At 63.7% G+C, this 25,638-nt stretch carries 22 protein-coding genes; 11 read left to right on the forward strand and 11 right to left on the reverse strand.

The genetic code is table 11. The features are described from left to right. Positions 1 to 245 precede the first annotated feature (245 nt). Both IQ26_RS21310 and IQ26_RS21315 read left to right on the forward strand, forming a co-directional pair. Positions 246 to 1,619: a Ppx/GppA phosphatase family protein gene (locus IQ26_RS21310; protein ID WP_145720318.1), complete on the forward strand. Its 1,374-nt coding sequence runs from the start codon at positions 246 to 248 to the stop codon at positions 1,617 to 1,619. Further along, complete coding sequence (locus IQ26_RS21315) at positions 1,616 to 2,326, forward strand: RlmE family RNA methyltransferase (RefSeq protein WP_145720319.1); 711 nt, start codon at positions 1,616 to 1,618, stop codon at positions 2,324 to 2,326. The genes IQ26_RS21310 and IQ26_RS21315 overlap by 4 nt, the downstream gene beginning before the upstream one ends. Before the next feature lie 72 nt (positions 2,327 to 2,398). On the opposite strand, the gene IQ26_RS21320 is transcribed toward IQ26_RS21315, so the two are convergent. Further along, entirely contained in the window at positions 2,399 to 3,817 is a 1,419-nt protein-coding gene (locus IQ26_RS21320; protein ID WP_145720320.1) for an MFS transporter, read from the reverse strand. 331 nt (positions 3,818 to 4,148) lie between these two features. Between IQ26_RS21320 and IQ26_RS21325 the strand changes: the two genes are divergently transcribed. From IQ26_RS21325 to IQ26_RS21335, 3 genes are all read left to right on the forward strand, one after another. Continuing rightward, positions 4,149 to 4,424: a hypothetical protein gene (locus IQ26_RS21325; RefSeq protein WP_145720321.1), complete on the forward strand. Its 276-nt coding sequence runs from the start codon at positions 4,149 to 4,151 to the stop codon at positions 4,422 to 4,424. Positions 4,425 to 4,727: 303 nt separating this feature from the next. After that, positions 4,728 to 6,230, forward strand: coding sequence for an IMP dehydrogenase (gene guaB, locus IQ26_RS21330; protein ID WP_145720322.1), 1,503 nt, complete (start codon positions 4,728 to 4,730; stop codon positions 6,228 to 6,230). Between the two features lie 28 nt (positions 6,231 to 6,258). Further along, positions 6,259 to 6,795: a hypothetical protein gene (locus tag IQ26_RS21335; protein WP_162458031.1), complete on the forward strand. Its 537-nt coding sequence runs from the start codon at positions 6,259 to 6,261 to the stop codon at positions 6,793 to 6,795. A gap of 29 nt (positions 6,796 to 6,824) precedes the next feature. On the opposite strand, the gene rnd is transcribed toward IQ26_RS21335, so the two are convergent. The 4 genes from rnd to IQ26_RS21355 all read right to left on the reverse strand — a co-directional run bounded on the left by rnd (position 6,825) and on the right by IQ26_RS21355 (position 10,572). After that, positions 6,825 to 7,982 carry a ribonuclease D gene (gene rnd, locus IQ26_RS21340; RefSeq protein ID WP_145720324.1) on the reverse strand — a complete coding sequence of 386 codons (1,158 nt, stop codon included), beginning with the start codon at positions 7,980 to 7,982 and terminating at the stop codon, positions 6,825 to 6,827. A 72-nt stretch (positions 7,983 to 8,054) separates the two neighbouring features. Then, positions 8,055 to 9,302 (reverse strand): MFS transporter, encoded by a 1,248-nt coding sequence (locus tag IQ26_RS21345; RefSeq protein WP_145720325.1) that lies wholly within the window; start codon positions 9,300 to 9,302, stop codon positions 8,055 to 8,057. 273 nt (positions 9,303 to 9,575) lie between these two features. Further along, positions 9,576 to 10,079, reverse strand: coding sequence for a DUF3280 domain-containing protein (locus IQ26_RS21350; RefSeq protein ID WP_145720326.1), 504 nt, complete (start codon positions 10,077 to 10,079; stop codon positions 9,576 to 9,578). A 91-nt stretch (positions 10,080 to 10,170) separates the two neighbouring features. Further along, complete coding sequence (locus tag IQ26_RS21355; protein ID WP_145720327.1) at positions 10,171 to 10,572, reverse strand: MAPEG family protein; 402 nt, start codon at positions 10,570 to 10,572, stop codon at positions 10,171 to 10,173. Between the two features lie 276 nt (positions 10,573 to 10,848). On the opposite strand from IQ26_RS21355, the gene aspS reads away from it, so the two are divergent. Continuing rightward, a complete protein-coding gene (gene aspS / locus IQ26_RS21360; protein ID WP_162458033.1) occupies positions 10,849 to 12,639 on the forward strand; it encodes an aspartate--tRNA ligase in 1,791 nt (596 codons plus the stop codon). An 83-nt stretch (positions 12,640 to 12,722) separates the two neighbouring features. On the opposite strand, the gene IQ26_RS21365 is transcribed toward aspS, so the two are convergent. Next, complete coding sequence (locus IQ26_RS21365; protein WP_145720329.1) at positions 12,723 to 13,913, reverse strand: hypothetical protein; 1,191 nt, start codon at positions 13,911 to 13,913, stop codon at positions 12,723 to 12,725. Between the two features lie 281 nt (positions 13,914 to 14,194). Here IQ26_RS21365 and parC point away from each other — a divergent pair, with 281 nt between their 5' ends. Both parC and IQ26_RS21375 read left to right on the forward strand, forming a co-directional pair. After that, positions 14,195 to 16,447 carry a DNA topoisomerase IV subunit A gene (gene parC / locus IQ26_RS21370; RefSeq protein ID WP_145720330.1) on the forward strand — a complete coding sequence of 751 codons (2,253 nt, stop codon included), beginning with the start codon at positions 14,195 to 14,197 and terminating at the stop codon, positions 16,445 to 16,447. Between the two features lie 255 nt (positions 16,448 to 16,702). Then, positions 16,703 to 17,902, forward strand: coding sequence for an AI-2E family transporter (locus IQ26_RS21375; protein WP_145720331.1), 1,200 nt, complete (start codon positions 16,703 to 16,705; stop codon positions 17,900 to 17,902). On the opposite strand, the gene IQ26_RS21380 is transcribed toward IQ26_RS21375, so the two are convergent. The 3 genes from IQ26_RS21380 to IQ26_RS21390 form a co-directional block, all read right to left on the reverse strand. Continuing rightward, on the reverse strand, positions 17,890 to 18,786 hold the full coding sequence (locus IQ26_RS21380; RefSeq protein WP_145720332.1) for a DMT family transporter: 897 nt from the start codon (positions 18,784 to 18,786) through the stop codon (positions 17,890 to 17,892). The two genes, IQ26_RS21375 and IQ26_RS21380, sit on opposite strands and share 13 nt — an antisense overlap. 130 nt (positions 18,787 to 18,916) lie before the next feature. After that, positions 18,917 to 19,681, reverse strand: coding sequence for an arginyltransferase (locus tag IQ26_RS21385; protein ID WP_145720333.1), 765 nt, complete (start codon positions 19,679 to 19,681; stop codon positions 18,917 to 18,919). A gap of 138 nt (positions 19,682 to 19,819) precedes the next feature. Beyond that, a complete protein-coding gene (locus IQ26_RS21390; protein ID WP_145720334.1) occupies positions 19,820 to 20,290 on the reverse strand; it encodes an RDD family protein in 471 nt (156 codons plus the stop codon). A gap of 205 nt (positions 20,291 to 20,495) precedes the next feature. Between IQ26_RS21390 and sthA the strand changes: the two genes are divergently transcribed. After that, positions 20,496 to 21,884, forward strand: a complete 1,389-nt coding sequence (gene sthA / locus IQ26_RS21395; protein ID WP_145720335.1) for a Si-specific NAD(P)(+) transhydrogenase — start codon at positions 20,496 to 20,498, stop codon at positions 21,882 to 21,884. Positions 21,885 to 22,042: 158 nt separating this feature from the next. Here the strand turns inward: sthA and IQ26_RS21400 are convergent, their stop codons facing one another. Next, entirely contained in the window at positions 22,043 to 22,714 is a 672-nt protein-coding gene (locus tag IQ26_RS21400; RefSeq protein ID WP_145720336.1) for an alpha/beta hydrolase, read from the reverse strand. A 206-nt stretch (positions 22,715 to 22,920) separates the two neighbouring features. Here IQ26_RS21400 and IQ26_RS21405 point away from each other — a divergent pair, with 206 nt between their 5' ends. Continuing rightward, positions 22,921 to 24,150, forward strand: coding sequence for an OpgC family protein (locus IQ26_RS21405; protein WP_145720337.1), 1,230 nt, complete (start codon positions 22,921 to 22,923; stop codon positions 24,148 to 24,150). 71 nt (positions 24,151 to 24,221) lie between these two features. Here the strand turns inward: IQ26_RS21405 and IQ26_RS21410 are convergent, their stop codons facing one another. After that, positions 24,222 to 25,304, reverse strand: coding sequence for a LacI family DNA-binding transcriptional regulator (locus IQ26_RS21410; protein ID WP_145720338.1), 1,083 nt, complete (start codon positions 25,302 to 25,304; stop codon positions 24,222 to 24,224). Positions 25,305 to 25,449: 145 nt separating this feature from the next. On the opposite strand from IQ26_RS21410, the gene IQ26_RS39760 reads away from it, so the two are divergent. After that, positions 25,450 to 25,593 (forward strand): hypothetical protein, encoded by a 144-nt coding sequence (locus IQ26_RS39760; RefSeq protein ID WP_145720339.1) that lies wholly within the window; start codon positions 25,450 to 25,452, stop codon positions 25,591 to 25,593. Positions 25,594 to 25,638 lie beyond the last annotated feature (45 nt).

Raw genomic sequence — 25,638 nt, forward strand, 5'->3', positions numbered from 1 at the left:
CCCCTTCATTTCAGGAATGCCTTATCGAAGCCGGCTATTCAACCGAGAAGGCGCGCTGCGGCGAGAAGGAAAGCGTGGCGATCCTTCGCGCCATCATCGGGCAAGCGAGACTATGCCACTCCAAAATTCGCCCGGACCGCTCTTGGTGATCCAGCCCGGCGCTGCTAGTCTGGCGGCAACTTAAAACATGTGAAAGCGCCTGCTGCGTCCGGTCTCCGGTTCGCGCGGCGCCGGAAGGAACTGAAGTGGAAGACCACGACACCGGCGCCGGCGCGCCGGAAGTGGGCGTGTCAACGGCTTCGCCGCCGCCTTCAGGCCAGGCAAGCCCATCCGCCGGCCGGCAGAATGGCCGCCCGGTGCAGCCTTGGTCCGGCCAGGCAGGCGACGCGTCCCAGCACCAGAATGGCCAGAATCAAAAGGCCAAGACCAGGAAGCGGCGCAAGCGTCGGCGCGGCCGCAAGGTTTTCGCGCGCGATGACGCTCAGTTCGCAGCGGCCGGACTGTCGCCGCCCACCACCGGCGCTCCAGCCAGCCATCCGCCCGAGGCGACGATCGCGCCCTTGCCGTCAGCTGCGCCGAGCAGGTCGGAGCAGGGCGTTCGCCGCCCGCCGCTGCAGGAGCTGCCGGTGTTTGCCGCGCTCGACCTCGGCACCAACAATTGCCGGCTGCTGGTGGCGATCCCGACGCGGCATGGCCAGTTCCGCGTCATCGACGCCTTCTCGCGCATCGTCAGGCTGGGCGAGGGCCTCACCGCCAATGGCCGGCTCGGGCAGCCCGCGATGGACCGTGCGGTCGAGGCGCTGAAGATCTGCGGCGACAAGTTGCGCAGCCGCAAGATCAGGAAGGCCCGGCTGATTGCCACCGAAGCCTGCCGCACGGCCGCGAACGGCGCCGAGTTCCTCGACCGCGTCGAGCGCGAGGCGGGCTTGAAGCTCGAGATCATCGACCGTCAGACCGAGGCGCGGCTGGCGGTTTCGGGCTGCGGCTCGCTGGTCGAGCGCGACACGCAAGGCGTCGTCCTGTTCGACATCGGCGGCGGCTCCTCGGAAATCGCGCTGATCGACCTCACCGGCCACCGCTCGCCGAGGCTCGCCAACCACATCGTCTCGTGGACGTCGCTGCCGGTCGGCGTCGTCTCGCTGGCCGAGCGCTTCGGCGGCCGCACCGTCACGCGCGAGGTTTTCGCCGCCATGGTCGAGGATGTGGCTGTGCGCCTGCACGCCTTCGACGGGCGCGACCGGCTGAGCCATGTGCTCGCCAGCCCGAAATTCCATTTGCTCGGCACTTCGGGCACGGTGACGACGCTGGCCGGCGTTCATCTTGACCTGGAACGCTATGATCGCCGCCGGGTCGACGGGCTGTGGATGGACCGCGACAGCGTCGACCGCATGGTCGAAAGGCTGGTCGGCTGGGATTTCCAGCAGCGCGTCGCCAACCCTTGTATCGGCGCCGATCGCGCCGACCTGGTGCTGGCCGGCTGCGCCATCCTGGAAGCGATCCGCGCGATGTGGCCGTCGGAAAGGCTGCGCGTCGCCGACCGCGGCCTGCGCGAGGGCATATTGAGCGAATTGATGGCCGACGACGGCGTCTGGCGCAATAGCGGGCGTGGCCGGCAATGACCAAGAAACCGGAAAAGCCAGGCTCCGCCGGCATTCGCGTGCTGAAGACGCGGGTCAAGAAGAAGAGCGGCCTGAAGGAATCGTCGCGCCGCTGGCTGCAGCGCCACATCAACGATCCCTACGTCCAGCGCTCCAGGGCCGACGGCTATCGTTCGCGCGCGGCCTACAAGCTGATCGAGATCGACGACAAGCACCATCTGCTCAAGCCCGGCATGAAGGTCATCGACCTTGGCGCGGCACCCGGCGGCTGGTGCCAGGTCGCCGCCGCGCGCACCAAATCGACGGCCGAACATCCGCATGTCGTCGGCATCGATTATCTCGAAATGGATGCGGTGCCCGGCGCGCCTGTGCTGCTGATGGATTTTCTCGACCCGCAGGCGCCGCAGAAGCTCGCCGACACGCTGGGCGGCCGGCCGGACATCGTCTTGTCCGACATGGCCGCACCCACCACCGGCCATCGCCGGACCGACCACATCCGCACCATGTATCTGTGCGAGGTGGCGGCCGATTTCGCCCTTTCGGTGCTCAAGCCGGGCGGCCATTTCCTCGCCAAGACTTTCCAGGGCGGCGCCGAAAACGAATTGCTCGCCAGGCTCAAGCAGAATTTCCGCTCGGTCCACCACGTCAAGCCGCCGGCCTCGCGCGATGAGTCGGTGGAGCTATATTTGTTAGCGAAGGATTTTAAGGGCGGAAACGGCGCAGGGTGAAAACCGCCCCGTAGCGATCCTTCGCGCCCCCCTCTGTCCCGCCGGCATCAAGGGTCCTGCACCGCTCCGCCCTCAACTCCCCGGCGGGCTCACCTCCAGCGCCTTGCCCGCCGTCAGCCCGCCATGTCCCGATACGGCGTTGCCGGCATCGGGCGCCAGCCGTATGAACGACGCCGATGCGGCCGCCGACACGGCCGCGACGATGAAGAACGCGATGTGGAAGTCGGCGAGCGTCAGCGGCCCGCCACGGATTGTCGTCGACACTTCCAGGACGCCGCCGGCCAGCGCCACACCGAGCGCGATCGACAGTTGCTGGAACACCGCGGCGATCGGCGTAGCCCGGCTGGTGTCGGCGGCCGAAATCTCGGCATAGGCGAGCGCGTTGATGCCGGTGAAGAACATCGAGCGGATGAAGCCGCCGGCGAGCAGGGCGGCGAGGATCAGCAGATAGGGCGTGTCCGGCGTGAACAGGCCGTTGATGGCGATCGACGCCGCCGCGATCAGCGAGCCTGATATCAGCACGCGGCGGAACCCGGCGACCCTGAAGATCAGCGCGGTGACGAATTTCATGCCGATGGCGCCGATCGCCGCCACGAAGGTGATCATTCCCGACTGGAACGGCGTCAGCCCGAAGCCGATCTGGAACATCAGCGGCAGCAGGAAGGGCACCGCGCCGATGCCGATGCGGAACAGTCCGCCGCCGAGGACCGAGGAGCGGAACACTTGATTGCGGAACAGCTCGAGCGCCAGCAGCGGATTCTTGGCGCGGCGTGCATGCAGGAGGTAGAGCGCGGCCGAAATCAGCCCGACAGCCACGGTGAGGAAGCCGGCAATCGGCGGCAAGGCCGGCAGGCTGACCACCGACAGGCCGAACACGATGCCCGATGCCGCCAGCCCGCTCAGCACGAAGCCGGTGAAGTCGAGCGGCGGCGTCCGCGCCGATTCGGTTTCCGGCAGGAAACGCGTGGCGAGCCAGATGCCGATCAGCCCGATCGGCACGTTGATCAGGAAGATCCAGTGCCAGGTGAGATAGGTGGTGATGAAGCCGCCGACCGGCGGACCGACGAGCGGCCCGACCAGTGCGGGAATGCTCAGCCAGGACATGGCGGCGACAAGCTCGCTTTTCGGCGTGGCGCGCACCAGCACAAGCCGCCCCACCGGTGTCATCATGGCGCCGCCAATGCCTTGCACGAAGCGCGATATCACGAAAGCCGGCAGCGAATTGGACACGGCGCAAGCGACCGAACCGACGATGAACACGGCGATCGCCGCGCGAAACACGGTCTTGGCGCCGAAGCGGTCGGCCATCCAGCCGCTGATCGGAATGAACACCGCGAGCGACACCAGATAGGCGGTCAGTGCCAGCTTGAGCGCCACCGGGCTGGTCTGGATGTCGACGGCGATCGCCGGCAGCGAGGTCGCGATAACGGTCGAATCCATGTTTTCCATGAAAAGGGCGACCGCCAGGATAAGCGGAATGGTGCGGTTCATGGAACGCGTCCAGACTTGAACGTTGCGCAACCGACCGGGGGCAAGCCGACAGGCAGGCGGTTATCACGGGTTGGGTCGGATGTCGCCTTAACTTGCCGTCACATTTGCGCGACCCTGGCAGCCGTGCCAGTACGGAACCCTGCGAAGAATGGCACCCAAATAAAAAACCCGCCTTGACGGCGGGTCGCTGGCGCAAATCAGCACTATGAATAAATTCCTAGCATAACTGCCGTCATAAAGCAAGGACAAACTTGCACCGGATCACGAGCGCGGATGCGCCGGGAACCGGAACCGGATTAACCGGGTTAAACCCCTTTAAGGGAGATGCGCCATGAAGATACTAGGCACCATACTTGCCGCATGGGTGGCAATCGTCGGAGGCATCAGTGTGGCTGCTGCCGATCCGTGGAAGGACGAGAGCGGCCATGGCAAATGGCAGGGCCGCTACCAATACGAAGATGATTATGAGCAGAAGCGGGAACGCTACAGCTACAAAGAGGAATATCGGCGCGGCAACTGCAAGATCGAGCGCAAGTGGGAAGGTGACGAATACAAGGAAGAGATCAAGTGCAAGCGGGGCAAGCGCCGCGTTTACGATTATTATTAGGCCAATCATCGCCTGACGACGCTCAAATTTCAACTGACCCGCTACCCGAGCCGCGCGTCTCTTCCCGCCGCTCTGTCCAGGCAACATTCAACCCTTGCGCTCGCAGAGCCGCGGCGAATGTCGGTCACCAATCCGACACCGCGGCATGCATTGAGCCAAGCCCGCAGCCCTGCCATGCACAAGCAAATCGGCTTTTCATCGGCGATCGGACGTGTTACGAGCCAGCGCCAATCCTGAAAGGGAAGATACGAGTCGGCGCTGTCCATCCGGTCCAGCGCTTTTCATGCATTCCGAGGGCTGGCCATGGCAAGAATTATCGAAACGTCCACGGGCGCATTGGCGCTGACCTTTGACGACGTGCTGCTGCAGCCGGGTCATTCCGAAGTCATGCCCGGCGAGACCGACATCCGCACCCGCATCGCCGGCGACATCGACCTCAACGTGCCGATCCTCTCCGCCGCCATGGATACCGTCACCGAGGCGCGCCTCGCCATCGCCATGGCCCAGGCCGGCGGCATCGGCGTCATCCACCGCAATTTCTCGCCGGCCGAACAGGCCGAGCAGGTGCGGCAAGTGAAGAAGTTCGAATCCGGCATGGTGGTCAACCCCGTCACCATCGGCCCCGATGCGACGCTCGCCGACGCCTTGGGGCTGATGCGCACCTACTCGATCTCGGGCATTCCCGTGGTCGAGAATGGCGGCGCCGGCGGGCATACGGTCGGACGGCTGGTCGGTATCCTGACCAACCGCGACGTGCGCTTCGCCTCCGACCCGACGCAGAAAGTCTACGAGCTGATGACCCGTGAGAACCTGATCACGGTCAAGGAGAACGTCGATCAGGACGAGGCCAAGCGGCTCCTGCACCAGCACCGCATCGAAAAGCTGGTCGTGGTCGACAGAGAAGGCAATTGCGTCGGGCTGATCACCGTCAAGGACATCGAGAAGTCACAGCTCAACCCGCACGCCACCAAGGATGCGCAGGGACGCTTGCGCGCGGCGGCCGCCACCAGCGTCGGCGATGACGGTTTTGAGCGTGCCGAGCGCCTCATCGACGCCGGCGTCGACCTTCTGGTGATCGACACCGCACACGGTCACTCGCAACGCGTGCTCGACGCGGTGACACGGGCCAAGAAGCTGTCCAATTCGGTCCGCATCCTGGCCGGCAACGTCGCCACGTCGGAAGGCACGCTGGCGCTGATCGACGCCGGCGCCGACGCCGTCAAGGTCGGAATTGGGCCGGGGTCCATCTGCACCACCCGCATCGTCGCCGGCGTCGGCATGCCGCAGCTTTCGGCGATCATGTCGGCGGTCGAGACGGCGCAGAAATCGGGCGTCTCGGTCATTGCCGACGGCGGCATCAAATATTCCGGCGATCTCGCCAAGGCGCTTGCCGCCGGCGCCAGTGCCGCCATGATCGGGTCGCTGCTGGCCGGCACCGACGAGAGCCCGGGCGAGGTCTACCTGCACCAGGGCCGCTCGTTCAAAGCCTATCGCGGCATGGGCTCGGTCGGCGCCATGGCCCGCGGCTCCGCCGACCGCTACTTCCAGGCCGAGGTGCGCGACACGCTGAAACTGGTGCCGGAAGGCATCGAAGGGCAGGTTCCCTATAAGGGACCGGTGTCTGGCGTGCTGCACCAGCTCGCGGGCGGCCTGAAAGCCGCTATGGGCTACGTCGGCGGTCGCGACCTTGCCGATTTCCGCGAACGCGCCACCTTTGTGCGCATATCCAACGCCGGACTTCGTGAAAGCCACGCCCATGACGTCACGATCACCCGCGAAAGCCCGAATTACCCCGGCGGAGCCTGACCAGCTCGCGCGAAGCCTGACGGCAACGATGCTGCGGCTGTCACGCCACGCTGCAGCACTGTGTTTTGTCTGCGTCGTGGTTTTCGCCGCCATGACGGCGATGGAGTTCCTCTATTTCCGTCAGTTGAGCGGTAGCCTGCCGTCGCTCGACATGCGCTTCACCGGTTTCACCCCGGATGAGGGCATGGCCTGGCTGACGGCGCTCGGCCGGCGCGGCAGCGAGATCATTCTCGTCTGGCACTATCTGACCTTCGACCTCTTGTTCCCGGCGCTGCTGTCGCTGACCTTGGTCAGCCTGATCCTGGCCACGGGCCGGCGGCTGAAGAACTTCCGGGCTCAGCCCGCGCAGCTCCAGTCGCTGTTCGCGCTTGTCCTGGTACTGCCCTACACGCTTGCCGATTATGCGCAGAACATCGCGGTCGCCCGCCTGCTCTCCGATTTCCAGTCGGCCAATCCGGATTCGCTGTCCTTCGCCTCGGCGCTGATCGTCACCAAATTCGCGCTTCTGGCGATACCGGTGATCGTCATCGCGGTTTTCCATCTGGCCGGTCACAAACAGCGCTGAGCAGGGCAATCCGATGCCCAGACAAAATGTCAGGGTTGCACGTCGAACAGCGCGATCTTGCGCTTGTCGAACTTGATCGCGATCTCGCCGCGCACCAGCTTGAGCGCGGCCTCGCCGAACACGGCGCGCCGCCAGCCTTGCAAGGCCGGCACGTCGGCGGCTTCGCCCTCGGCGGCGATGCGGTCGATGTCGTCGCTGGAGGCCAGCACCTTCGAAGCGACGCCCTCCTTTTCGGCGACGATCCGCAACAGCACTTTCAGCAATTCCGCGGCGGCATTGGAGCCTTCGGGCGGCTGAAAACTCTTCGGCAGCTTCGGCATGTCTTCCCTGGGCAAAGCAAGCGCGGCGTTGACCGCGCCAAGCAGCGCCGTTGCCGTCGCCGCGCGTTCCCAGCCTTTCGGCGTGGTGCGCAGCTTGCCGAGCGCCGCCGCATCGCGCGGCGCCTGCTGCGCCACCTCGTAGATGGCATCGTCCTTGAGCACCCGGCCGCGCGGCACGTCGCGTTCGCGCGCCTCGCGCTCGCGCCATGCCGCCACCGCCTGCACGATCGCCAGCTCCTGCGGCTTGCGCAGCCGCATCTTCAGCCGCTTCCAGGCGTCCTCCGGATGCGGATCGTAGGTCTTGCGGGAGGTCAGCACCTCCATCTCCTCGTTCAGCCAGTGGGCGCGGTCTTCCCGCACCAGCTCGGCGCTGAGATGCAGGTAGACCTCGATCAGGTGGGTGACGTCGGCAAGCGCGTAGTCGAGCTGCTTGTCGGAGAGCGGCCGGTGGCGCCAGTCGGTGAAACGTGAGGACTTGTCGAGCCGGGCGCCGGTGATCTTCTGGACGAGCTGGTCATAAGAGACGCTGTCGCCGAAGCCGCAAACCATCGCCGCCACCTGGGTGTCGAACACCGGATGCGGGACCAGATCACCAAGATGGACGATGATTTCGATGTCCTGGCGCGCCGCATGGAAGACTTTGACGACGGCCTCGTTGGCCATCAGCCTGAAGAACGGCTTCAGGTCGATGTCGGGTGACAGCGGATCGATCAGCGCCGTCACGCCGGGCGCCGCCATCTGGATCAGGCACAGAATCGGCCAAAACGTCGTCTCGCGAATGAATTCGGTGTCGACGGTGACGAAATCCGACTTTTCAAACGCTGCAAGAGCGGTCTCGAGTTCTTCCTGGGTGGTGATGACGTGCATCAAATCGCTTTTGGCAAAGGTAAGGTCTCCTTCAATTTCAGCCGCGCGGGCTTTCGTCAAGCCGCAGGCCCGTCATCGGTGCTTGCCAGGTCCGTCGGTATCATCGTTGCGCTTGGCCAGCCGGGCGAAAATCGTCGATGTGCGCAAAAGGCCGATGAAACGGCTGCGTTTGCCGGCCGGCACGCCGGATCGCACCTGCATCCGGTACAGGATGACGATGACAAAGATGGCGTAGACGACGGCGGTGAACAAGAAAAGCGCGCTTGGCCCGAAATACTGCATCGCCGTCGAGGCGGCGAACGGCCCGCCAATGGCGCCGAAGGAATAGAACAGCATCAGTGACGCGTTGATCAGCACGAACTCGCCCTTGTCGGCGCGGTCGTTGGAGTGCGCAGCCGACAGCGAGTAGAGCGGCATGGCGAAACAGCCGAAGACGAAGACGGTCACGAAGTTGAGGAACGGGTCGCTCCCCGCCACGAAAGCCAGCGCCAGCGCCGCAAACAGCGCGCAGCATGTCGTTATCAGCAGCACGGAACGCCGGTCCCAGCGGTCGGACAGATAGCCGAGCGGGTACTGGATGATGGCGCCGCCGAAGATGCCGACGCTGACGAAGGTGACGACGTCGGTGACCGACATGCCGATCTGTTCGGCATAGACCGGCGACAAGGTGCGGAAGGCGCTGTTGGTGACGCCGATGGCGATGCAGCCGAAGCAGCCGAGCGGCGAAATCCGCCAGACTCGCGCCAGGTCGAGCTTGACGTCCTCCGGCGGGGTCGGGTTGGAGCGGTCGCCGAGCGACACCGGCACCAGCGAGAGCGTGATCATGATCGACATGATGGCGAAGATGGCGAAACCGCCGGCGCCGACGATCGGGATCAGGAACTGTGCGCCCGTGACCGAACCGATGTCGACCATCCTGTAGATGGCCAGCACCCGCGCGCGGTCCTTGTTGGCGACCCCGGAATTGAGCCAGGCTTCCATGATGGTGAACAGGCCGGCGAAGCAGAACCCGCCGGCGAAGCGCACCGCGCACCACATGACCGGGTCGATGACCAGCACCAAAAGCAATGTTCCGGCGGAAGCGATCGCCGCCAGCGCGGAAAAGGCGCGCACATGGCCGACGGCCTTCATGATGCGGGTGACGGCGAGGCAGCCGAGCAGGAAGCCGGCGAAATAGAACGTGCCCATCAGGCCGACGGTCGAGGCCGAAAACCCCTCCTGCGCGCCGCGTAGCGCGATCAGGGTGCTTTGCAGGCCGTTGCCGCCGAGCAGGATGCCGGCGGCAATGAGGAGCGGGATCAGCGGGCGGATGGAGGACATGAAGGAAGGCCTGTCGTTGATCCTTCTTGAACCATCGCCCGCGCCAATGCCAGCGGCAATTCCCGGCAGCATTGGGCCAGCACCGGCAATCAGCTTCCCAGTTTGAATTTCGGCATAGGATCGATCTTGCGCACTCCCGATGGCGCGCTGGTGTGGCGGGCGGTCCTCGTCCCCTTGCGACAGGCAATCGCCCGGATGCTCGGCCTATCGATGGGCTAACGACCGCAGGTCGATGTTCTTTTTCTCGCAACGGGCTTTTGGCGCCGGCGTGCCCTATCGCAGAATTCTGTTTGTCATCAGCCATTTCACGGAGCGGGGCCACGCGTAGTTCGCACCCATGCGAAGATCGGTAAAACCCTGCAAAACAGGTCTCCCGGTTCCAGCGTCGAGGATGCGAATGAACATGGTATGCTCTGTCCGGTTGACGCGCGTTACGACGCCCAGCAGGGCAAGGGACGCGCCGTGCTCCTTGGCAATTTTGCCTTCACAGCCCCCGCAGTTGCGCAATCCGTGCGGCGCAACCGCCTGCTTATCCCCGGCTGGCGCATCGACGATTGTAAAGCGACCGGACTGGGAGAGCATGTCCTTCGCAACTTGTGCCGACTCGGACAGATAGCGCCTGTCGTGCTCATCCGGGGGGATTATTCCTGCCCCAGCGCTCTTGTCCTCCAGTTCGAAGGGAAACACCTCGATCGACATCGGTTTTGTCTGAGCGTGCGCAAATGCGCAGGAGCCGACGAGCAGCGTCATCAGGACAGTCAATGTGCGAATGCGCATGGTAGTCCCTCCCATCAATGTGACGGCCATTGTACACGGCTTGGCCACCCAAATCACGATCAAAGCAGAGGACGGCAGTCGCGTGCGGGCACTATAGCTCGGGCCAGGCTGACGCCAGCAAAAGCAGGACAATTCCGACGAACGCGACGTTCCAGACCAGAGAACGAAGCAGGGGGACGCCTGCTGCGTAAAGTGGCAGGTAAACCAGCCTGGCTGAAAGATAGAGACCGGCTCCCCATTCGCTGAGCGCGCTCTCGCGGCCAAGCACATGGACAAGCAAGACCGCGGCCACAAACACCGGGAACGTCTCGAGGAAATTTCCAAGCGCCCTTTCCAGCCGGCCCGCGACTCCGGTGAGCGGGGGCATTTCGGCATCGCGAGAGCTGGCCGTCCAGCGGTAACCTCGCTGGAGACTGGCTGCATGGGAGGAAATAATAATTTGGATCAAACAGAGCACGCAGCTTGCTGCAAGCATCACCAGTTCGAAGCTCATTAACCTCACTCCTGTCCGCTCTTCAGACGTTGCCCGCGCCGCGCACCGTGTACCGGCCAGAGCACCGGCTGGTCACCGCAGAGAGCAAACCCCGCACCATTCAATATCGCGCGACACGTTTTCACACAGCCTGGCTCGAAGGCCGAAATTCGAACCGAGATGCTGCTTGAGCGCCGTCTGCCTTGACAAAGGCGGCCTCTCATGTGCTTTTCGCGCAAATTTTCAGGCTGGGCCCATGCCTCGGCCGCAATCCAACATCCGGACTTACCAATGACAATGCATCGTTACCGCAGCCATACCTGTGCCCAGTTGAGGAAGAGCGACGTCGGCACTTCCGTTCGCCTGTCGGGCTGGGTGCATCGCGTGCGCGACCATGGCGGCCTGCTGTTCATCGATTTGCGCGACCACTATGGCCTGACCCAGATCGTCGCCGATCCGGATTCGCCGGCTTTCAAGATAGCCGAGACCGTGCGCGGCGAGTGGGTCATCCGCGTCGATGGCGAGGTCAAGGCGCGTCTGGCCGAGACGGCGAACCCCAACCTGCCGACCGGCGAGATCGAGGTTTTCGCGCGCGAGATCGAAGTGCTGTCGGCGGCCAAGGAGTTGCCGTTGCCGGTGTTCGGAGAGCCGGACTATCCCGAGGATATCCGTCTCAAATACCGTTTCCTCGACCTGCGCCGCGACACGCTGCACAAGAACATCGTGGCGCGCACGAAAATCATCGCCGAGATGCGCAGGCGCATGAACGAGGTCGGCTTCACCGAATTCTCGACGCCGATCCTGACCGCTTCGTCGCCCGAAGGGGCACGCGACTTCCTGGTGCCGTCGCGCATCCATCCCGGCACTTTCTACGCGCTGCCGCAGGCGCCGCAGCAGTACAAGCAGCTGATCATGGTGTCGGGCTTCGACCGCTATTTTCAGATCGCGCCGTGCTTCCGCGACGAGGATCCCCGCGCCGATCGCCTGCCGGGCGAATTCTACCAGCTCGACCTGGAGATGAGCTTCGTCGAACAGGACGACGTTCTGGCGACAATGGAACCGGTGATGCGGGGCGTGTTCGAAACCTTTGCCGCCGGCAAGCCGGTGACGCAGGAGTTCCCGCGCATCGCCTATGACGTCGCCATGCGCAAATACGGCACCGACAAGCCGGACCTGCGCAACCCGATCGAGATGCAGGCGGTCTCCGATCATTTCCGGGATTCCGGCTTCAAGGTGTTCGCCAACATCCTCGCCAACGACCCGAAGGCCGAAGTCTGGGCCATTCCGGCCAGGACCGGCGGCAGCCGCGCCTTCTGCGACCGCATGAATTCCTGGGCGCAAGGCGAGGGCCAGCCGGGCCTCGGCTACATCTTCTGGCGCAAGGAGGGTGAAAAGCTCGAAGGCGCCGGTCCGCTCGCCAAGAACATCGGCGAGGAGCGCACCGAGGCGATCCGCCTTCAACTCGGCCTTGCCGATGGCGACGCCGCCTTCTTCGTCGCCGGCGATCCGAAGAAATTCGTCTCGTTCGCGGGCGCGGCGCGCACCCGCGCCGGCGAGGAGCTGAACCTCGTCGACCGCGACCGTTTCGAATTGTGCTGGATCGTCGACTTTCCCTTCTACGAATGGAACGAGGACGAGAAGCGCGTCGATTTCGGCCACAACCCGTTCTCGATGCCGCAGGGTGGCATCGATGCGCTCAACGGCGAGGATCCGCTTGGGATCAAGGCGTTCCAGTACGACATGGTCTGCAATGGTTTCGAGATCGCCTCCGGCGGCATCCGTAACCATTTGCCCGAAACCATGGTCAAGGCATTCGAGATCGTCGGGCTGGATCGCGAGACGGTCGAGGAGCGGTTCGGTGGCCTCTACCGCGCCTTCCAGTATGGCGCACCGCCGCATGGCGGCATGGCGGCCGGCATCGACCGCGTCGTCATGCTGCTGGTCGGCGCCAGGAACCTGCGCGAGGTGACCATGTTCCCGATGAACCAGCAGGCCTACGACCTGTTGATGAGCGCGCCGTCGGAAGCCAGCCCGCAGCAGCTTCGCGAATTGTCGCTGCGCGTCGCGGTGACCAAGAAAGAGGCTTAAAAACCTCCCGCAACCGATTCTGTTGATTCACAAAAAAGCCCGGCATTGCTGCCGGGCTTTTTGCTTTCAAGCGACTGCTCCGGTCAGTTCTCGTTCGCCTTGACCGTCACGCCAAGCGTCTTCGTCAGGTCGAGCGGATTGGACATGGCGCCCGCCATGATCATTGCGAACGGCACCGCTGCCGGCGGCTCGGCCAGGATCTCGATGCTCTGCGGATCGTCGAGAAATTTGCCGACCGCAGCCGACGCCTGCGCCGTCAGTTCCGGATTGTTGAGCTGCGCCATGCCGAAAGGCACGATCGCCTTGGCCTGGTTGGCGATGTCCTTGCCGGACATGCCTTGCTGCTTGCCGACATAGTCCAGCACCTTGTTGGTCAGCGAATCGTCGTCGAAGCGGACCGAAGCGCTGGTGAACGAAAGCTGCTGCAAGACGCCGAGCATGGCCATGCCCTCGGCCGACTTGTCGGCGCCTTCGGGCTGAGCCGCCATCTTCTTTTGCATCTCCTGCAGCGACTTGATGACGTCAAGCGTGTAGCCGCCGAGACCGAAGGTCATGCCGAGCGTTCCGGCATTGTCGACGGAAATGTCGTATTTCGACAGCTCCATCTTGCCGTCCGCAGGCTGCCAGGTGCCTTCCATTGCAAGGTTCCCGGTGATGTTCTGGTAACCGAGCGCGTTGATCGCGTCCTTGGACTTCGGGTCCTCGATCAGCGTCAGGTCGGCATTGAATCTTTCCGTGGTGCCGGAAAACTCCATCGCCTTGCCGTCGGCCGGCGGGGTGATTTCGATGGCGAGCCCGTCCATCGAGAAGGCGGTCTTGTCGGCCACCTTGACCGTCATGTTCTCGAGTTCGGCCGATTTGTACATCATCAGCGAGCCCAGCGGACCCGTCGCGCCGTCGGCGGGAACCGTCATGTCGCGGATGATGAAGGGGCTGAGGTCGACCGTCACGCCGTCCTCGCTGCGTTGGAACGCCGAAGTCGAGACGGTTTCGATTTCATAACCGCCATTGGCTTCGGTGACGCCTTCGAGTTTGACGTCGCCGATCTTGAGCGCCTCCTTCTCGGCCGCCGGTTTGACGGCCACGCCTTGCAGCACCATGCTGGAGGCATCGCCCGTCACCCCGGTCCAGGAGATGTCGACGCCCTGGGCGGCGAGAGCCGCCTTGAGCCGGTCGGCGACCGCCGCATCCTGCGCGAAGGCCGCGTTCAGCGGCAGCGTCAGCAAAAAGGTCGAAAAAGCGAGTTTGTTGAGTGTCGAGCGTTTGATCGTCATCGCGAATTCCCTGAGCGTTTCCTGAAGTATTTTGAGTGTGTCCTAAATTATTCTCGAATTCCTTGCGCCGTCACCCTTTCGTGGCGAACTGGACGGGAAAAAGGCGTTCATCCGCACAATGGTCGAAAAACGCGACGAAACGCAAACCCAGTCCATCGTGCTTTGCCATAGAAGCGGGATGTAACCGGTTGATGTTGGTCGGCGCTGCCGCATGTCCAGTTCGTGTTGCAGACGGGGCCTTGCCTCTTGCCGCGAATCACCCGCTCGGCTAGTCCCAGCCCATGGGAAAGAGGCTTTTGCCGCCTGGAGATGGCGGCGGCGACAACATCGAGCCGGTCGATCTGAAGAAAGCGCTGGAAGAGCGCTATCTCGCCTATGCGCTGTCGACCATCATGCATCGGGCGCTGCCGGATGTCCGCGACGGGCTGAAGCCGGTCCATCGCCGAATCATGCATGCCATGCGGCTGCTCAGACTCAACCCCGACCAGGGGTTTGCCAAATGCGCCCGCATCGTCGGCGAGGTGATGGGCAAGTTCCATCCGCATGGCGACCAGTCGATCTACGACGCTCTGGTGCGGCTGGCGCAGGATTTTTCGATGCGCTATCCCTTGGTCGACGGGCAGGGCAATTTCGGCAATATCGACGGCGATAACGCCGCCGCCATGCGCTACACCGAAGCGCGAATGACCGATGTGGCGACCGAGCTGCTCTCCGGCATCGCCGAGGACGCGGTCGACTACCGGCCGACCTACAATGAGGAGGACGAGGAGCCGGTCGTGCTGCCCGGTGCGTTCCCGAACCTGCTTGCCAACGGCTCGTCCGGCATTGCCGTCGGCATGGCGACCTCGATCCCGCCGCACAATGCCGCCGAGCTCTGCGACGCCGCCCTGCATCTGATCGAGCATCCGGATGCGCCGGTGACCACGTTGATGGACTTCGTGCAAGGTCCGGATTTCCCGACCGGCGGCATCATCGTCGACAGCCGTGCCTCGATCCTCGAAGCCTACGAAACCGGCCGCGGTGGTTTCCGGGTCAGGGCGACATGGAGCCAGGAGGACCAGGGCAGGGGCACCTGGAACATCGTCGTCACCGAAATCCCCTACGGCGTCCAGAAGGCGCGGCTGATCGAAAAGATCGCCGAGCTGCTGATGGCGCGCAAATTGCCGCTGCTCGAGGACATCCGCGACGAGAGCGCCGAGGACATCCGCGTCGTGCTGGTGCCCAAGAGCCGTTCGGTCGATCCCGGCATCCTGATGGAATCGCTGTTCAAGCTGACCGAGCTCGAAAGCCGCTTTCCGCTCAACATGAACGTGCTGTCGCGCGGCAAGATACCCAATGTGCTGTCGCTGAAAGGCGTGCTCAAGGAATGGCTGGAGCACCGCCGCGACGTGCTGATCCGCCGCTCGAAGCATCGCCTCGGCGAGATCGAAAGGCGGCTGGAGATCCTCGCCGGCTATCTGATCGCCTATCTCAACATCGACGAAGTGATCAGGATCATCCGCGAGGAGGACGAGCCCAAGCAAGTGATGATGGCGCGCTGGTCGCTCACCGACAACCAGGCCGAAGCCATCCTCAACATGCGGCTCAGGGCCCTGCGCAAGCTCGAGGAATTCGAGATCCGCAAGGAATTCGACGGTCTCACCACCGAGAAGAAGCAGATCGAGGCGCTGCTTGCGTCCGACGCCAGGCAGTGGTCGACTATCAAGTGGGAAGTCTCCAGCATCCGGGAGAAATTCGGACCGGAGACCGAACTCGGCAAGCGCCGGACCCAGTTCGCCGACGCGCCCGAACACGACCTGACCGACATCGCCCACGCCATGATCGAGCGCGAGCCGGTCACCGTCGTCGTTTCGGAAAAGGGCTGGCTCAGGGCGATGAAAGGTCATTTGACCGATCATTCGGCCCTGACCTTCAAGGAGGGCGACAGCCTCAAGCTCGCCTTCCACGCCCAGACCACCGACAAGGTGCTGGTCTTCACCACCGGCGGCAAGTTCTACACGATCGGCGCCGACCGGCTGCCCGGCGGGCGCGGCCATGGCGAGCCGATCCGCATCATCGTCGACATGGACAACGACCAGGACATCGTCACCGCCTTTGTCCATGATCCCAAGCGCAAGCTGCTCCTGGTGTCTCACAGCGCCAACGGCTTCATCGTGCCGGAGGAAGAGGTCGTCGCCAACACCCGCAAGGGCAAGCAGGTGATGAACGTCAAGGCGCCTGACGAAGCCCAGCGCTGCGTGCCGGTCGCCGGCGACCATCTCGCCATCGTCGGCGAGAACCGCAAGATGCTGGTCTTCCCGCTCGCCGAAATACCGGAGATGGGGCGCGGCAAGGGCGTTCGCCTGCAGAAATACAAGGATGGCGGCGTCCTCGACCTCAAGACCTTCACGCTAGCAAGCGGGCTCTCCTGGCAGGATTCGGCCGACCGCACCTTCATCAAATCGCGCGACGAGCTGGTCGAATGGATCGGCGCCCGCGCCTCGGCCGGCCGCATGGTGCCGAAGGGATTCCCGAGGACGGGGAAATTCGGGTAGCGCCGCTAATCTCCCCCTCGACGGGGAGATGTTGCCGAAGGCGACGGAGGGGGTCGGTACGTTCTGACGCGACCTCCTATTGTGGACTGAGGACGCCGGCGTTCCATGCGCGGCGACCCCCTCTGGCCTGCCGGCCATCTCCCCTCGAGGGGGAGATCCCCAATCATTTGGACTATCGTCACGATTGCTGCACTATGATCCTGCATAAGCATCGCTACACGAAGCGGGGCGGATGCGTTTGGGAGAGATGGGCATTTGAAGGAAGCTAGGATTCGGAAACCGGAAGGGCAGCAGCGCCTGTTCGGCCTGTCGACGCCGGTCAGATCCGCCGTCATTCCGCCGCTGTCGGCGGCGCGCTGGCTCTTGGTGCTGATCGTCGCCGCCGGGGTCTATTTCTTTCATGGTTTTCTGGTCCCCGTTCTGGCTGCGCTGGTCATCGCCTTTGCCAGCTGGCCGCTCTATCGGCGGCTGCTCGCTGCTGTCGGCGGCAACCGCACGATCGCCGCGACATTGGCGATCCTGTTCATCCTCACCTTCCTGGTGGTGCCGATCGCGCTCGCCGGCGCCTACGCCACCAACGAAGTCCGCGAATGGGTCGGCTGGGCGATCGAAACCAACCGTGACGGCGCGGTGACGCCGCACTGGATCGCCACGCTGCCTGTGGTGGGCGACTGGCTGAACGAGCAATGGACGCGCAATCTCGGCCATCCCGGCGGCATCGGCGAACTGATCCAGCTGATCAGCGGCGCCAACATCGGCAGCATCTATCGCGGCGTGCTGGCCGCCGGCGGCAGCGCCTTCGGGCTTCTGCTGGCGCTGCTGTTCATGATGATCGCGCTGTTCTTTGCCTATCGCGACGGCGAGCATTTCGCCGGGCAGGTCGACCGTCTCGGCGAACGCATCCTGCCGGCCAGGTGGGAGCGGATTTCACGCGTCGTGCCGGCGACGATTTCCTCGACGGTGACCGGCATGACCGTGATCGCCATCGGCGAGGGGGTGGTGCTGGGCGTGGCCTACTGGCTGGCCGGCGTGCCGTCGCCGGTGACGCTCGGCGCCCTGACCGGCATCATGGCGCTGATCCCCGGCGGCGCCCCGCTGTCCTTCACGCTTGTCTCGATCTATCTCGCCGCCAGCGGCTCGCTGATGGCCGGGTTGGCGCTGTTCATCTGGGGGACCGTCGAACTGTTCATCGTCGATAAGACATTGCGCCCGAAACTGGTCGGCGGCCCGATAAAGCTGCCGTTCCTGCCGACCTTTTTCGGCCTGATCGGCGGCGTCAAGACGATGGGCTTTCTCGGCCTGTTCATCGGTCCGGTGCTGATGGCATTGCTGGTCGCGATCTGGCGCGAATGGCTGCGCGAGGTGGAATTGGCCGACGAACTTGCCCCGGCGGAGCTGGAAGGTGCTCCGCCGCAAATCGAAATCGTTGCCGAGAAGAAATCTCAGGCCGGGTGACTGACCGCAAGGGCTGCTCGGCGCTGGCGCCCCTCATGCAGCTGCCATAGCGAATGGGCGACCAGCGTGACGATGAGGATCGCGCCGCCGATCAGGCTGTTGCGCGACGGCGTTTCGGCAAAGACCATCCACACCCAGACCGGCGCCAGCACCGTTTCGAGCAGGTAGAACATCGCCACCTCAGGCCCGGAAATGTATTTCGGTCCGTTGGCGAGGCAGAAGAACGAGATCGGCATGATGACGGCGCCGTTGAAGATGATCCACCACGGCGCGTTCACCTGAAGGCCTTCGCTCGAGACCATGAACACCGCGACGCCAAGGGGCAGGATCACGCCGATCAGCGAGGCGAATCCCATGTCCTTGCCGCTGGCGCGCGAGAGGGTGATGGCCAGTGCGATGAAGAAAGCCGAGCACAGCGCCATGAAATCGCCGAACAGGTGCCCGGTGCCGATCGAATCGCCGACGATGATCGCGACGCCGACGATCATGACCAGCATCGCGACCACAGTGGCCGGTCGCGGCCGCTCCTTCAGGACCACCCAGGACAGCAGCGCCGCGAACACGGTGTTGAAGGCCAGGATGAAGACCAGGTTGGCGGTCGTGGTGTGATAGATGCTGGTGACGAAGGTGACCGAGGTCAGCCCGTAGCATATGGCGACGACGAGGCCCGACCAGCCGGGGATGAGCTGCGGCGCGTTCCTGCTCAGCGAGCGCCAGACAGCCCAGATGATCAGCGCCGCGACCAAGGTGGTGCCGGTGCGCAGCAGCAGGATCGTCCACGCCTCGCCGTCGGCGAGCCGGATCAGTGGAATGTCGACGGTCAGCGTCAGCCCGCCGATGGCGGAGATGAGAAGACCCTTCTGGTGGTCGATGTGAGACGACATGCGGCAATTCTCGCGATGAGTTTGGAGGCCGGCGCAAGATTGGCCTGCGTCTGTCCCTCCGGCCAAACGGCCGAAAAGCCAGCAGCATCCTCCTTGGAACGGTTTTAAGGATGATTGGCGAGAGAGCGGATCAGCGCGAAACCGCTTCGTGGTCGTAGCGTTCCCAGCCTTTGGGGCCGAGATGCTCCTGCGGCATGAAGCGCATCTTATAGTTCATCTTGCGCGAGCCGTTGACCCAGTAGCCGAGATAGACATGGGGCAGGCCCATCGCCCGGGCGCGGGCGATGTGGTCGAGGATCATGAAGGTGCCGAGCGAGCGGTCCTCGAAGTCCGGATTGAAGTAGGAATAAACCATCGACAGGCCGTCGGCCATCTTGTCGGTGAGCGCCACCGCGATCAGTTCGCCCTGGCCCTTGCCGGTGATGAAGGTGTCGGGGCCGCGGCGCCGGTATTCGATGACCTTGGTGTCGACATGCGTGTCCTCGACCATCATGGCGTAGTCGAGCACCGTCATGTCGGACATGCCGCCGCGGCGATGGCGGGCATCGAGATAGCTGCGGAACAGCGAATACTGCTCGGTGGAGGGTTGTGCGTCGTGCATGGCGCCGACGAGGTCCGAATTGCGCTGTATCACCCGCCTCATGTTGCGGCTGGTGGTGAATTCCTGAGCCAGGATGCGTACCGAAACGCAGGCGCGGCAGGTTTCGCAGGCCGGCCTGTAGGCGATGTTCTGCGACCGGCGGAAGCCGCCTTGCGTCAACAGGTCGTTCATCTCCGGCGCCTTGTCGCCGACCAGATGCGTGAACACCTTGCGCTCGAACTGGCCCTCAAGATACGGGCATGGTGACGGCGCGGTCAGGAAGAACTGCGGCGACTGGGTAGGATGGTGCGTCATCGAACCTTGGAAACACTCCTGCGAATCTCTCTACCTTTGGCGCGGACGGCGAAAAATTCAACAGGATTGTGAAGGCGCGGCTGACAGGATGCCTCATATTTGCGCATAAACGCTCGTGGGAACTCGTGAAAAGCTGTCTCAGCGGTCGCTGCGGCTGACCACCGTGCCGAGCAGCAGGTCGTGCAGCGTCCGCTTGCGGTCGGCAAACAGCGTCACCAGAAGGACCAGCGGCGTCAGGATGACGTTGCCGGCCCAGAACAGCACCGAATGCACCACGGCCGTCAGCCCGTCGATGCGGGTGCCGTCCAGACGGTCGAGCCGGATCCCCATCATCTTCATGCCTGTCGTGGCCTGGTCGGCGCTGCCGAGCGTGTTCCAGATGTAAAGGATGGCGACGGCCGGCACGAGAACGGAAAACAGCATCCAGCCGAGGCCGAGCGTCAAGAGCCCGAGGAAGAACACCAGGATCGCGAACGGGATGGTGAGCAACGCGACGATGCAATAGTCGATGATGAAGGCGAGGACACGCCGCGTGCGCACGCCGTCATAGGCCCTGACATCGTCGAGCCTGGTGGTGATGATTTCGCCGTCGAGAACGCGCGCGCTCATGTCATTTCCTCGTAATCAGGCCCGGGATAGGGTGCGGGGCCGCCTGGTTTTGAAATGGTGAAGTCTTGCGGCGGAATCAAGATCGAGTCGTTTTCGGCAGGCGATAGGAAGCAGCCCGAACGTAGCCCGGATCGGTTGAATTCGCAGCACGGATGGCGTTAGTTTGCTGCAGCGCAACAAGAGTGCAGGCGAGGGGCGGGGCGACATGGACTATGACATGCTGGTCATCGGCAGCGGGCCTTCCGGGCGCCGTGCCGCGGTGCAGTCGGCCAAGCTCGGCAGATCCGTGCTGGTGGTCGACAGGGGCCGGCGCCTTGGCGGTGTTTCCGTGCACACCGGCACCATCCCGTCGAAGACGCTGCGGGAAACCGTGCTCAATCTCTCCGGCTGGCGCGAACGCGGCTTCTACGGGCGCGGCTACCGGGTCAAGCAGGACATTTCGGTCGGCGATCTGATCGAGCGCCTGCACAAGACGCTCGATCACGAGGTCGAGGTGCTGCAGCACCAGTTCATGCGCAACACGGTCAGGAGCGCGCGCGCCGCGGTCAAGTTTCTCGGTCCCAACAGAGCGAGCCTGACGACGGACGCCGGCGACTACAGCGAAGTCGGTTTCGCGCATGCGCTGATCGCGGTCGGCACCCGCCCGCACCGGCCGCGCGACGTGCCCTTCGACAAGACCCGTGTCTTCGACAGCGACGAGATGCTGGAGCTCGAGCGCCTGCCGCGGACACTCACGGTGATCGGCGGCGGCGTCATCGGCGTCGAATACGCGACGATCTTTTCGGCGCTCGACGTGCCGGTGACGCTGGTCGAGCCGCGCAACACCATCCTGGATTTCGTCGACCGCGAGATCGTCGACGATTTCATCCATCAGATGCGCGACCGCGGCATGACGATCCGGCTGGGCAGCGCCATCCAGGAGATCGCCTCGAAACCCGACTATGCCGAGGTGACGCTTGCCGACGGCCGCACCATACGCTCGGAGATGGTGCTCTATGCCGCGGGGCGCACGGGCAATGTCGGCGCGCTCGGGCTGGACGTGGTCGGCATCGAGGCCGATTCCAGGGGCCGCATCAAGGTCGATCCGCAGACCTTCCGGACCAGCGCGCCGAACATCTATGCCGCCGGCGACGTCATCGGCTTTCCGAGCCTCGCTTCGACCTCGATGGAACAGGGCAGGGTGGCCGCCTGCCACGCTTTCGGCGAGCCCTTGCCGCCGCCGCCGCAAACCTTTCCCTACGGCATCTACGCCGTGCCTGAGATCTCGACCGTCGGCCAGTCCGAGGAGCAGGTGCGCGAGAGCGGCGGCGCGTATGAGGTCGGCGTGGCGCGCTTCCGCGAGACCTCGCGCGGCCACATCATGGGCGTCAACACCGGTTTCCTGAAGCTTCTGTTCTCGATCGAAACGCGCCGGCTGCTTGGCGCGCATATCGTCGGCGAGGGCGCGACCGAACTGATCCATATCGGCCAGGCGGTCATCAATCTCGGCGGCACCGTCGATTTCTTCGTCAACAACACCTTCAACTATCCGACGCTGGCCGAAGCCTACAAGATCGCCGGGCTAGATGCCTGGAACCGGATGGGGCGAGGGTAAGAGCCTGTTTGGAAACTCTACTCTGGCGGCCATCTGATGGCGTTTTCTGCGCTTCCGGTGCTCACGGACCCAAATGTCCGCTGCGCTCCGGTTCTCGAAACCACCACCATATGACTCGCCAGAGCGAATTTCGAAACAGTCTCTAAGTCCTCGGCTCGTCAATTCGCTTGCGCAATGGCGATGGCTGGGCCTGCCAGCCATTGCCTGACGATTTCGGCATCCCGGTCGCCGATCTCATGGCCGGAGGCAATGATGCGGGCGTCGACCTCGGCGCCGTGCCGGCTGAGCAACGCGACCAACGCCGGCGCGAAGGGCGCGTAGGTCAAATCCGCGGCGCCGGCAATGATCAGCACGCGCGTCTTGCCGAGGTCGGCCGGGGGCACGTCGTCCAGCACCGGCATCGGGCGCAGCAATGCTGCCCGTTCGATGAGGCCGGAATTGAGCAGCATGACGGTCGAAACCAGGTTGGCGCCGTTCGAATAGCCGAGAAAAACCGTTCGGGAGAGATCGAGGCCGTGGCGCTTCGCGGCCTCGGTGATGAAGCCCGCGAAAGCGTCCGCCTCTATGCGGATGCTTTCCTGTTCGAAGCGCGTCGGCGTGATCCGCCCGAACCAGCGAAAACCGTCCTCCTGGGCGATTCGGCCACGGACCGCCACCAGCACGGCACGCGGTGCGATCTGCCGCGCCAGCGCCACCATCGTCGTCTCGTCGACGCCGGATCCATGCAGCAGGAAAAGGCATTCGACACTTGGTTTTGCGGGTCGGTAAAGCCGGTAGGAAAAGGCCAGGTCGCGCCGCAAAAAGCCATCTTCCGGAGGTTTTTCCGCCATGGTTGCATCCTTTTGATTTCATGCGATTTTTCTTAATTTGCCGGCTTCAAAACGGAATATTTTCGAGCCCCTACAAAGTTGATTGAACCGGGCGCATTTCAACCCGTTTTCCGCTGATATTCCTCCTGCGGCAGGAATTGAAGCGGTGCGCCGGGCGGTTGCATCGATCTGCGGGCATGAACAACCAGCTTTGAGGCCCTTTATCGATGACCATGCCGATTTCACAGGGACGGGATACGCGTATCCCGGATCGCGGCACGCGTATTCAGGATACGGGTATCCAGGAACGCGATACGCGTATCGATGTGTTCCGTGCTCTCGCTCTGCTGATCATATTTGTCGATCACGTGCCGGGCACCGTTTTCGAAACCCTGACCTACAAGAATTTCGGTTTTTCGGATGCCGCGGAGGCCTTCGTGCTGATCTCGGGCATGTCCGTCGCGCTCGCCTACGGCTCAAAGTTCCAGCCCGGAAACCGGCTCCTGGCGACACTGAAATTGTGGCGCCGCGCTGGCGTGCTCTATGTCGCCCACATCGTCACGACGATGGCGGTGGTGGCCATCTTCTGCGCGGCGGCGGTGTTCGCGAAGCGGCCGGACATGCTGACGATGGTCAACGTCGGGCCGTTGATCTCCAACGCGCCGCAAGCGTTGATCGGCATCGTCACGCTTGGTCACCAGCTCGGCTACAACAACATCCTGCCGGTCTATTCAGTGCTGCTGCTGATGGCGCCGGCCTTCCTGCTGTTCGTCAGCTACAGGCCGTTGCCGGCGCTCGCATTCTCCGGAGTCCTGTGGCTGGTTGCCGGGATCTACCAGATCGCCCCGCCGAATTATCCGGAGCCCGGCTTCTGGTTCCTCAATCCGCTGTCGTGGCAGTTCCTCTTCGCCATCGGCATGGCTGGCATGCTGCATATCAGGCGTGGCGGCAGCATTCCGGTCAATCGCTGGCTGGTCGGCGTGGCGGCAACCTATGTCGTCGCGGCGTTGGTTTGGGTACACAGCCCGCTGTGGGGGCGGGTGTCGTGGCTGGATCTGCCCGTGGTGCTGACCGGTTTCGACAAGACATTCCTGTCGCTGTCGAGGCTGCTGCACATCCTGGCGGTGAGCTATCTGATCGTGGCCTTTCCCGCTGTCTCGAACCTGTTCCGCACGCGCCGCGATCATCCGCTCGCCATATTGGGCAAACGATCGCTGCCGGTTTTCATCGCCGGCACGGTGATCGCCATGGCGGCGCAGGTGATGAAGCTGATCAACCCGGGCGGATTTGCCTATGACAGCCTGCTGCTCGCCGCCGGCATCGCCATGCAGTTCGCGCTCGCCTATTACCTCGAATGGCTGTCGGGTATTGGCGGCAAGAGCAAGCCGGTGCGCGGCGAGGCGCCGCCTGTCGATGCGTCCTTCGGCGTGGCGGGCATGGCGACTAGCAACCCGTAGCATTTTGCAGCCAAGTGTAAACACTTGGCGTCGTAGAAATGCAGCTAAAACAAATAGATAGGCGTCTGGGCTCAAGCTGTTTTGGGCGGCGGCCCGGAAGATGCCCTGACGACAAGCTCGACGCCGAGCGTCTCGCGCCGCACCGTGCCGTCGAAATCGAGGATCGTGCGCGCCGCCCTGCGGCCGATCTCGGCGATCGGCTGGGCGACCGTGCTGAGCGGAGGATCGCAAAGTGCGGCGTCGGGCACGCCGTCGAAGCCGACAATGGAGACGTCGTCGGGAACCGCCATGCCCCGCGCGGCCAACCACTCGATCGCGATCATGGCCATCCGGTCCGACATCGCCAGGATGGCTGTCGGCGGCTCCGCCGAGGCGAAGATCGTTTCGAGACCGGCCCTTGTGCTGGCTTCGTCGTTCTCGGTCTCGTAGACCGGCACCTTGGCGGTATCGACACCGAACCGGGAAAGCGCCTCGAAATAGCCGACGAGGCGATCGCGCGTGCCGGTGTAGACCGCCGTGCGGATCCGCTCCGGCGAGACAAGGCCGGTGCTGTCGTCGGCGAAAGGCAGCGCCAGAACGGCGAAGCGCCGATGGCCAAGCTCGGCGAGATGCTGCGCCGCCAAACGGGCGCCGGCGACATTGTCGACGCCGATTGCCGAAACGGTGTCGTCGTCGAAGCCGAGTTCAAGCGCGACAAAGGGGAGTTTGCGTTCGCGCGTCAGTTCGACGAGGCGTGAGCCGCCCTCGATGCAGAACAGGATGAAGCCGTCGACCAGCGCGCTCTGGATGTTCCAGGCAAGCTTCTCCTCGTTGCCGGCGGATACCAGCGCTATGCCGGCGCCGGTGGCGTCACACGCCTCGGAAATCCCGGCCATCATCGTGCGGGCAAAGGGATCGTCGAAGAAATAGGACAGCGGCTCGGTCGTAGCGACGCCGATCGCGTTGACCTTGCCGGCGCGCAGCAGCCGGCCCTTGGGATCCGGACCCGCATAGCCCATCGCCTCGGCCGCCGCCCTGACCCGCTCGCGGACTTCCTCGCGCACGATCTCGGGACGGCTGAACACGTTGGAGGCGGTGCCGTGCGAAACCCCGGCTGCCCTGGCGATGTCGGCCAGCCGGACCGGTCTTGTGTTGCCTTCGGTGGATGACGCCATTCTTTCTGCCTCCGGATTCCTATCTAGCATCTTCGTTGGATCGATTCAAATTTTTGCTTGACATTGGCGGGCTGGAGTATATTTTTGAATCGATCCAAGTGCACCGCCAACGCTCGATTGGATCGATTCAGGAAGGGAGAGAGCCATGCATCCCGTCAATTATCTGTTCGAAGACATCTATCGCAACGACTGGAGCATCACCTCGAACGCGGCGACCCGGAGACGTCGCGGCGGCGCCGGTCCGTGGATTCGCGATCTGCGTTTTCTCGTGGAGCGCGAGCGGAGCTGATCGGCGGCGCTTTTTCATGCCTGTCGATTGGATCGATTCAAGTTG

Origin of the sequence: Mesorhizobium tianshanense, from assembly GCF_007830515.1 — a bacterium.
Taxonomy (GTDB): Bacteria; Pseudomonadota; Alphaproteobacteria; order Rhizobiales; family Rhizobiaceae; genus Mesorhizobium; species Mesorhizobium tianshanense.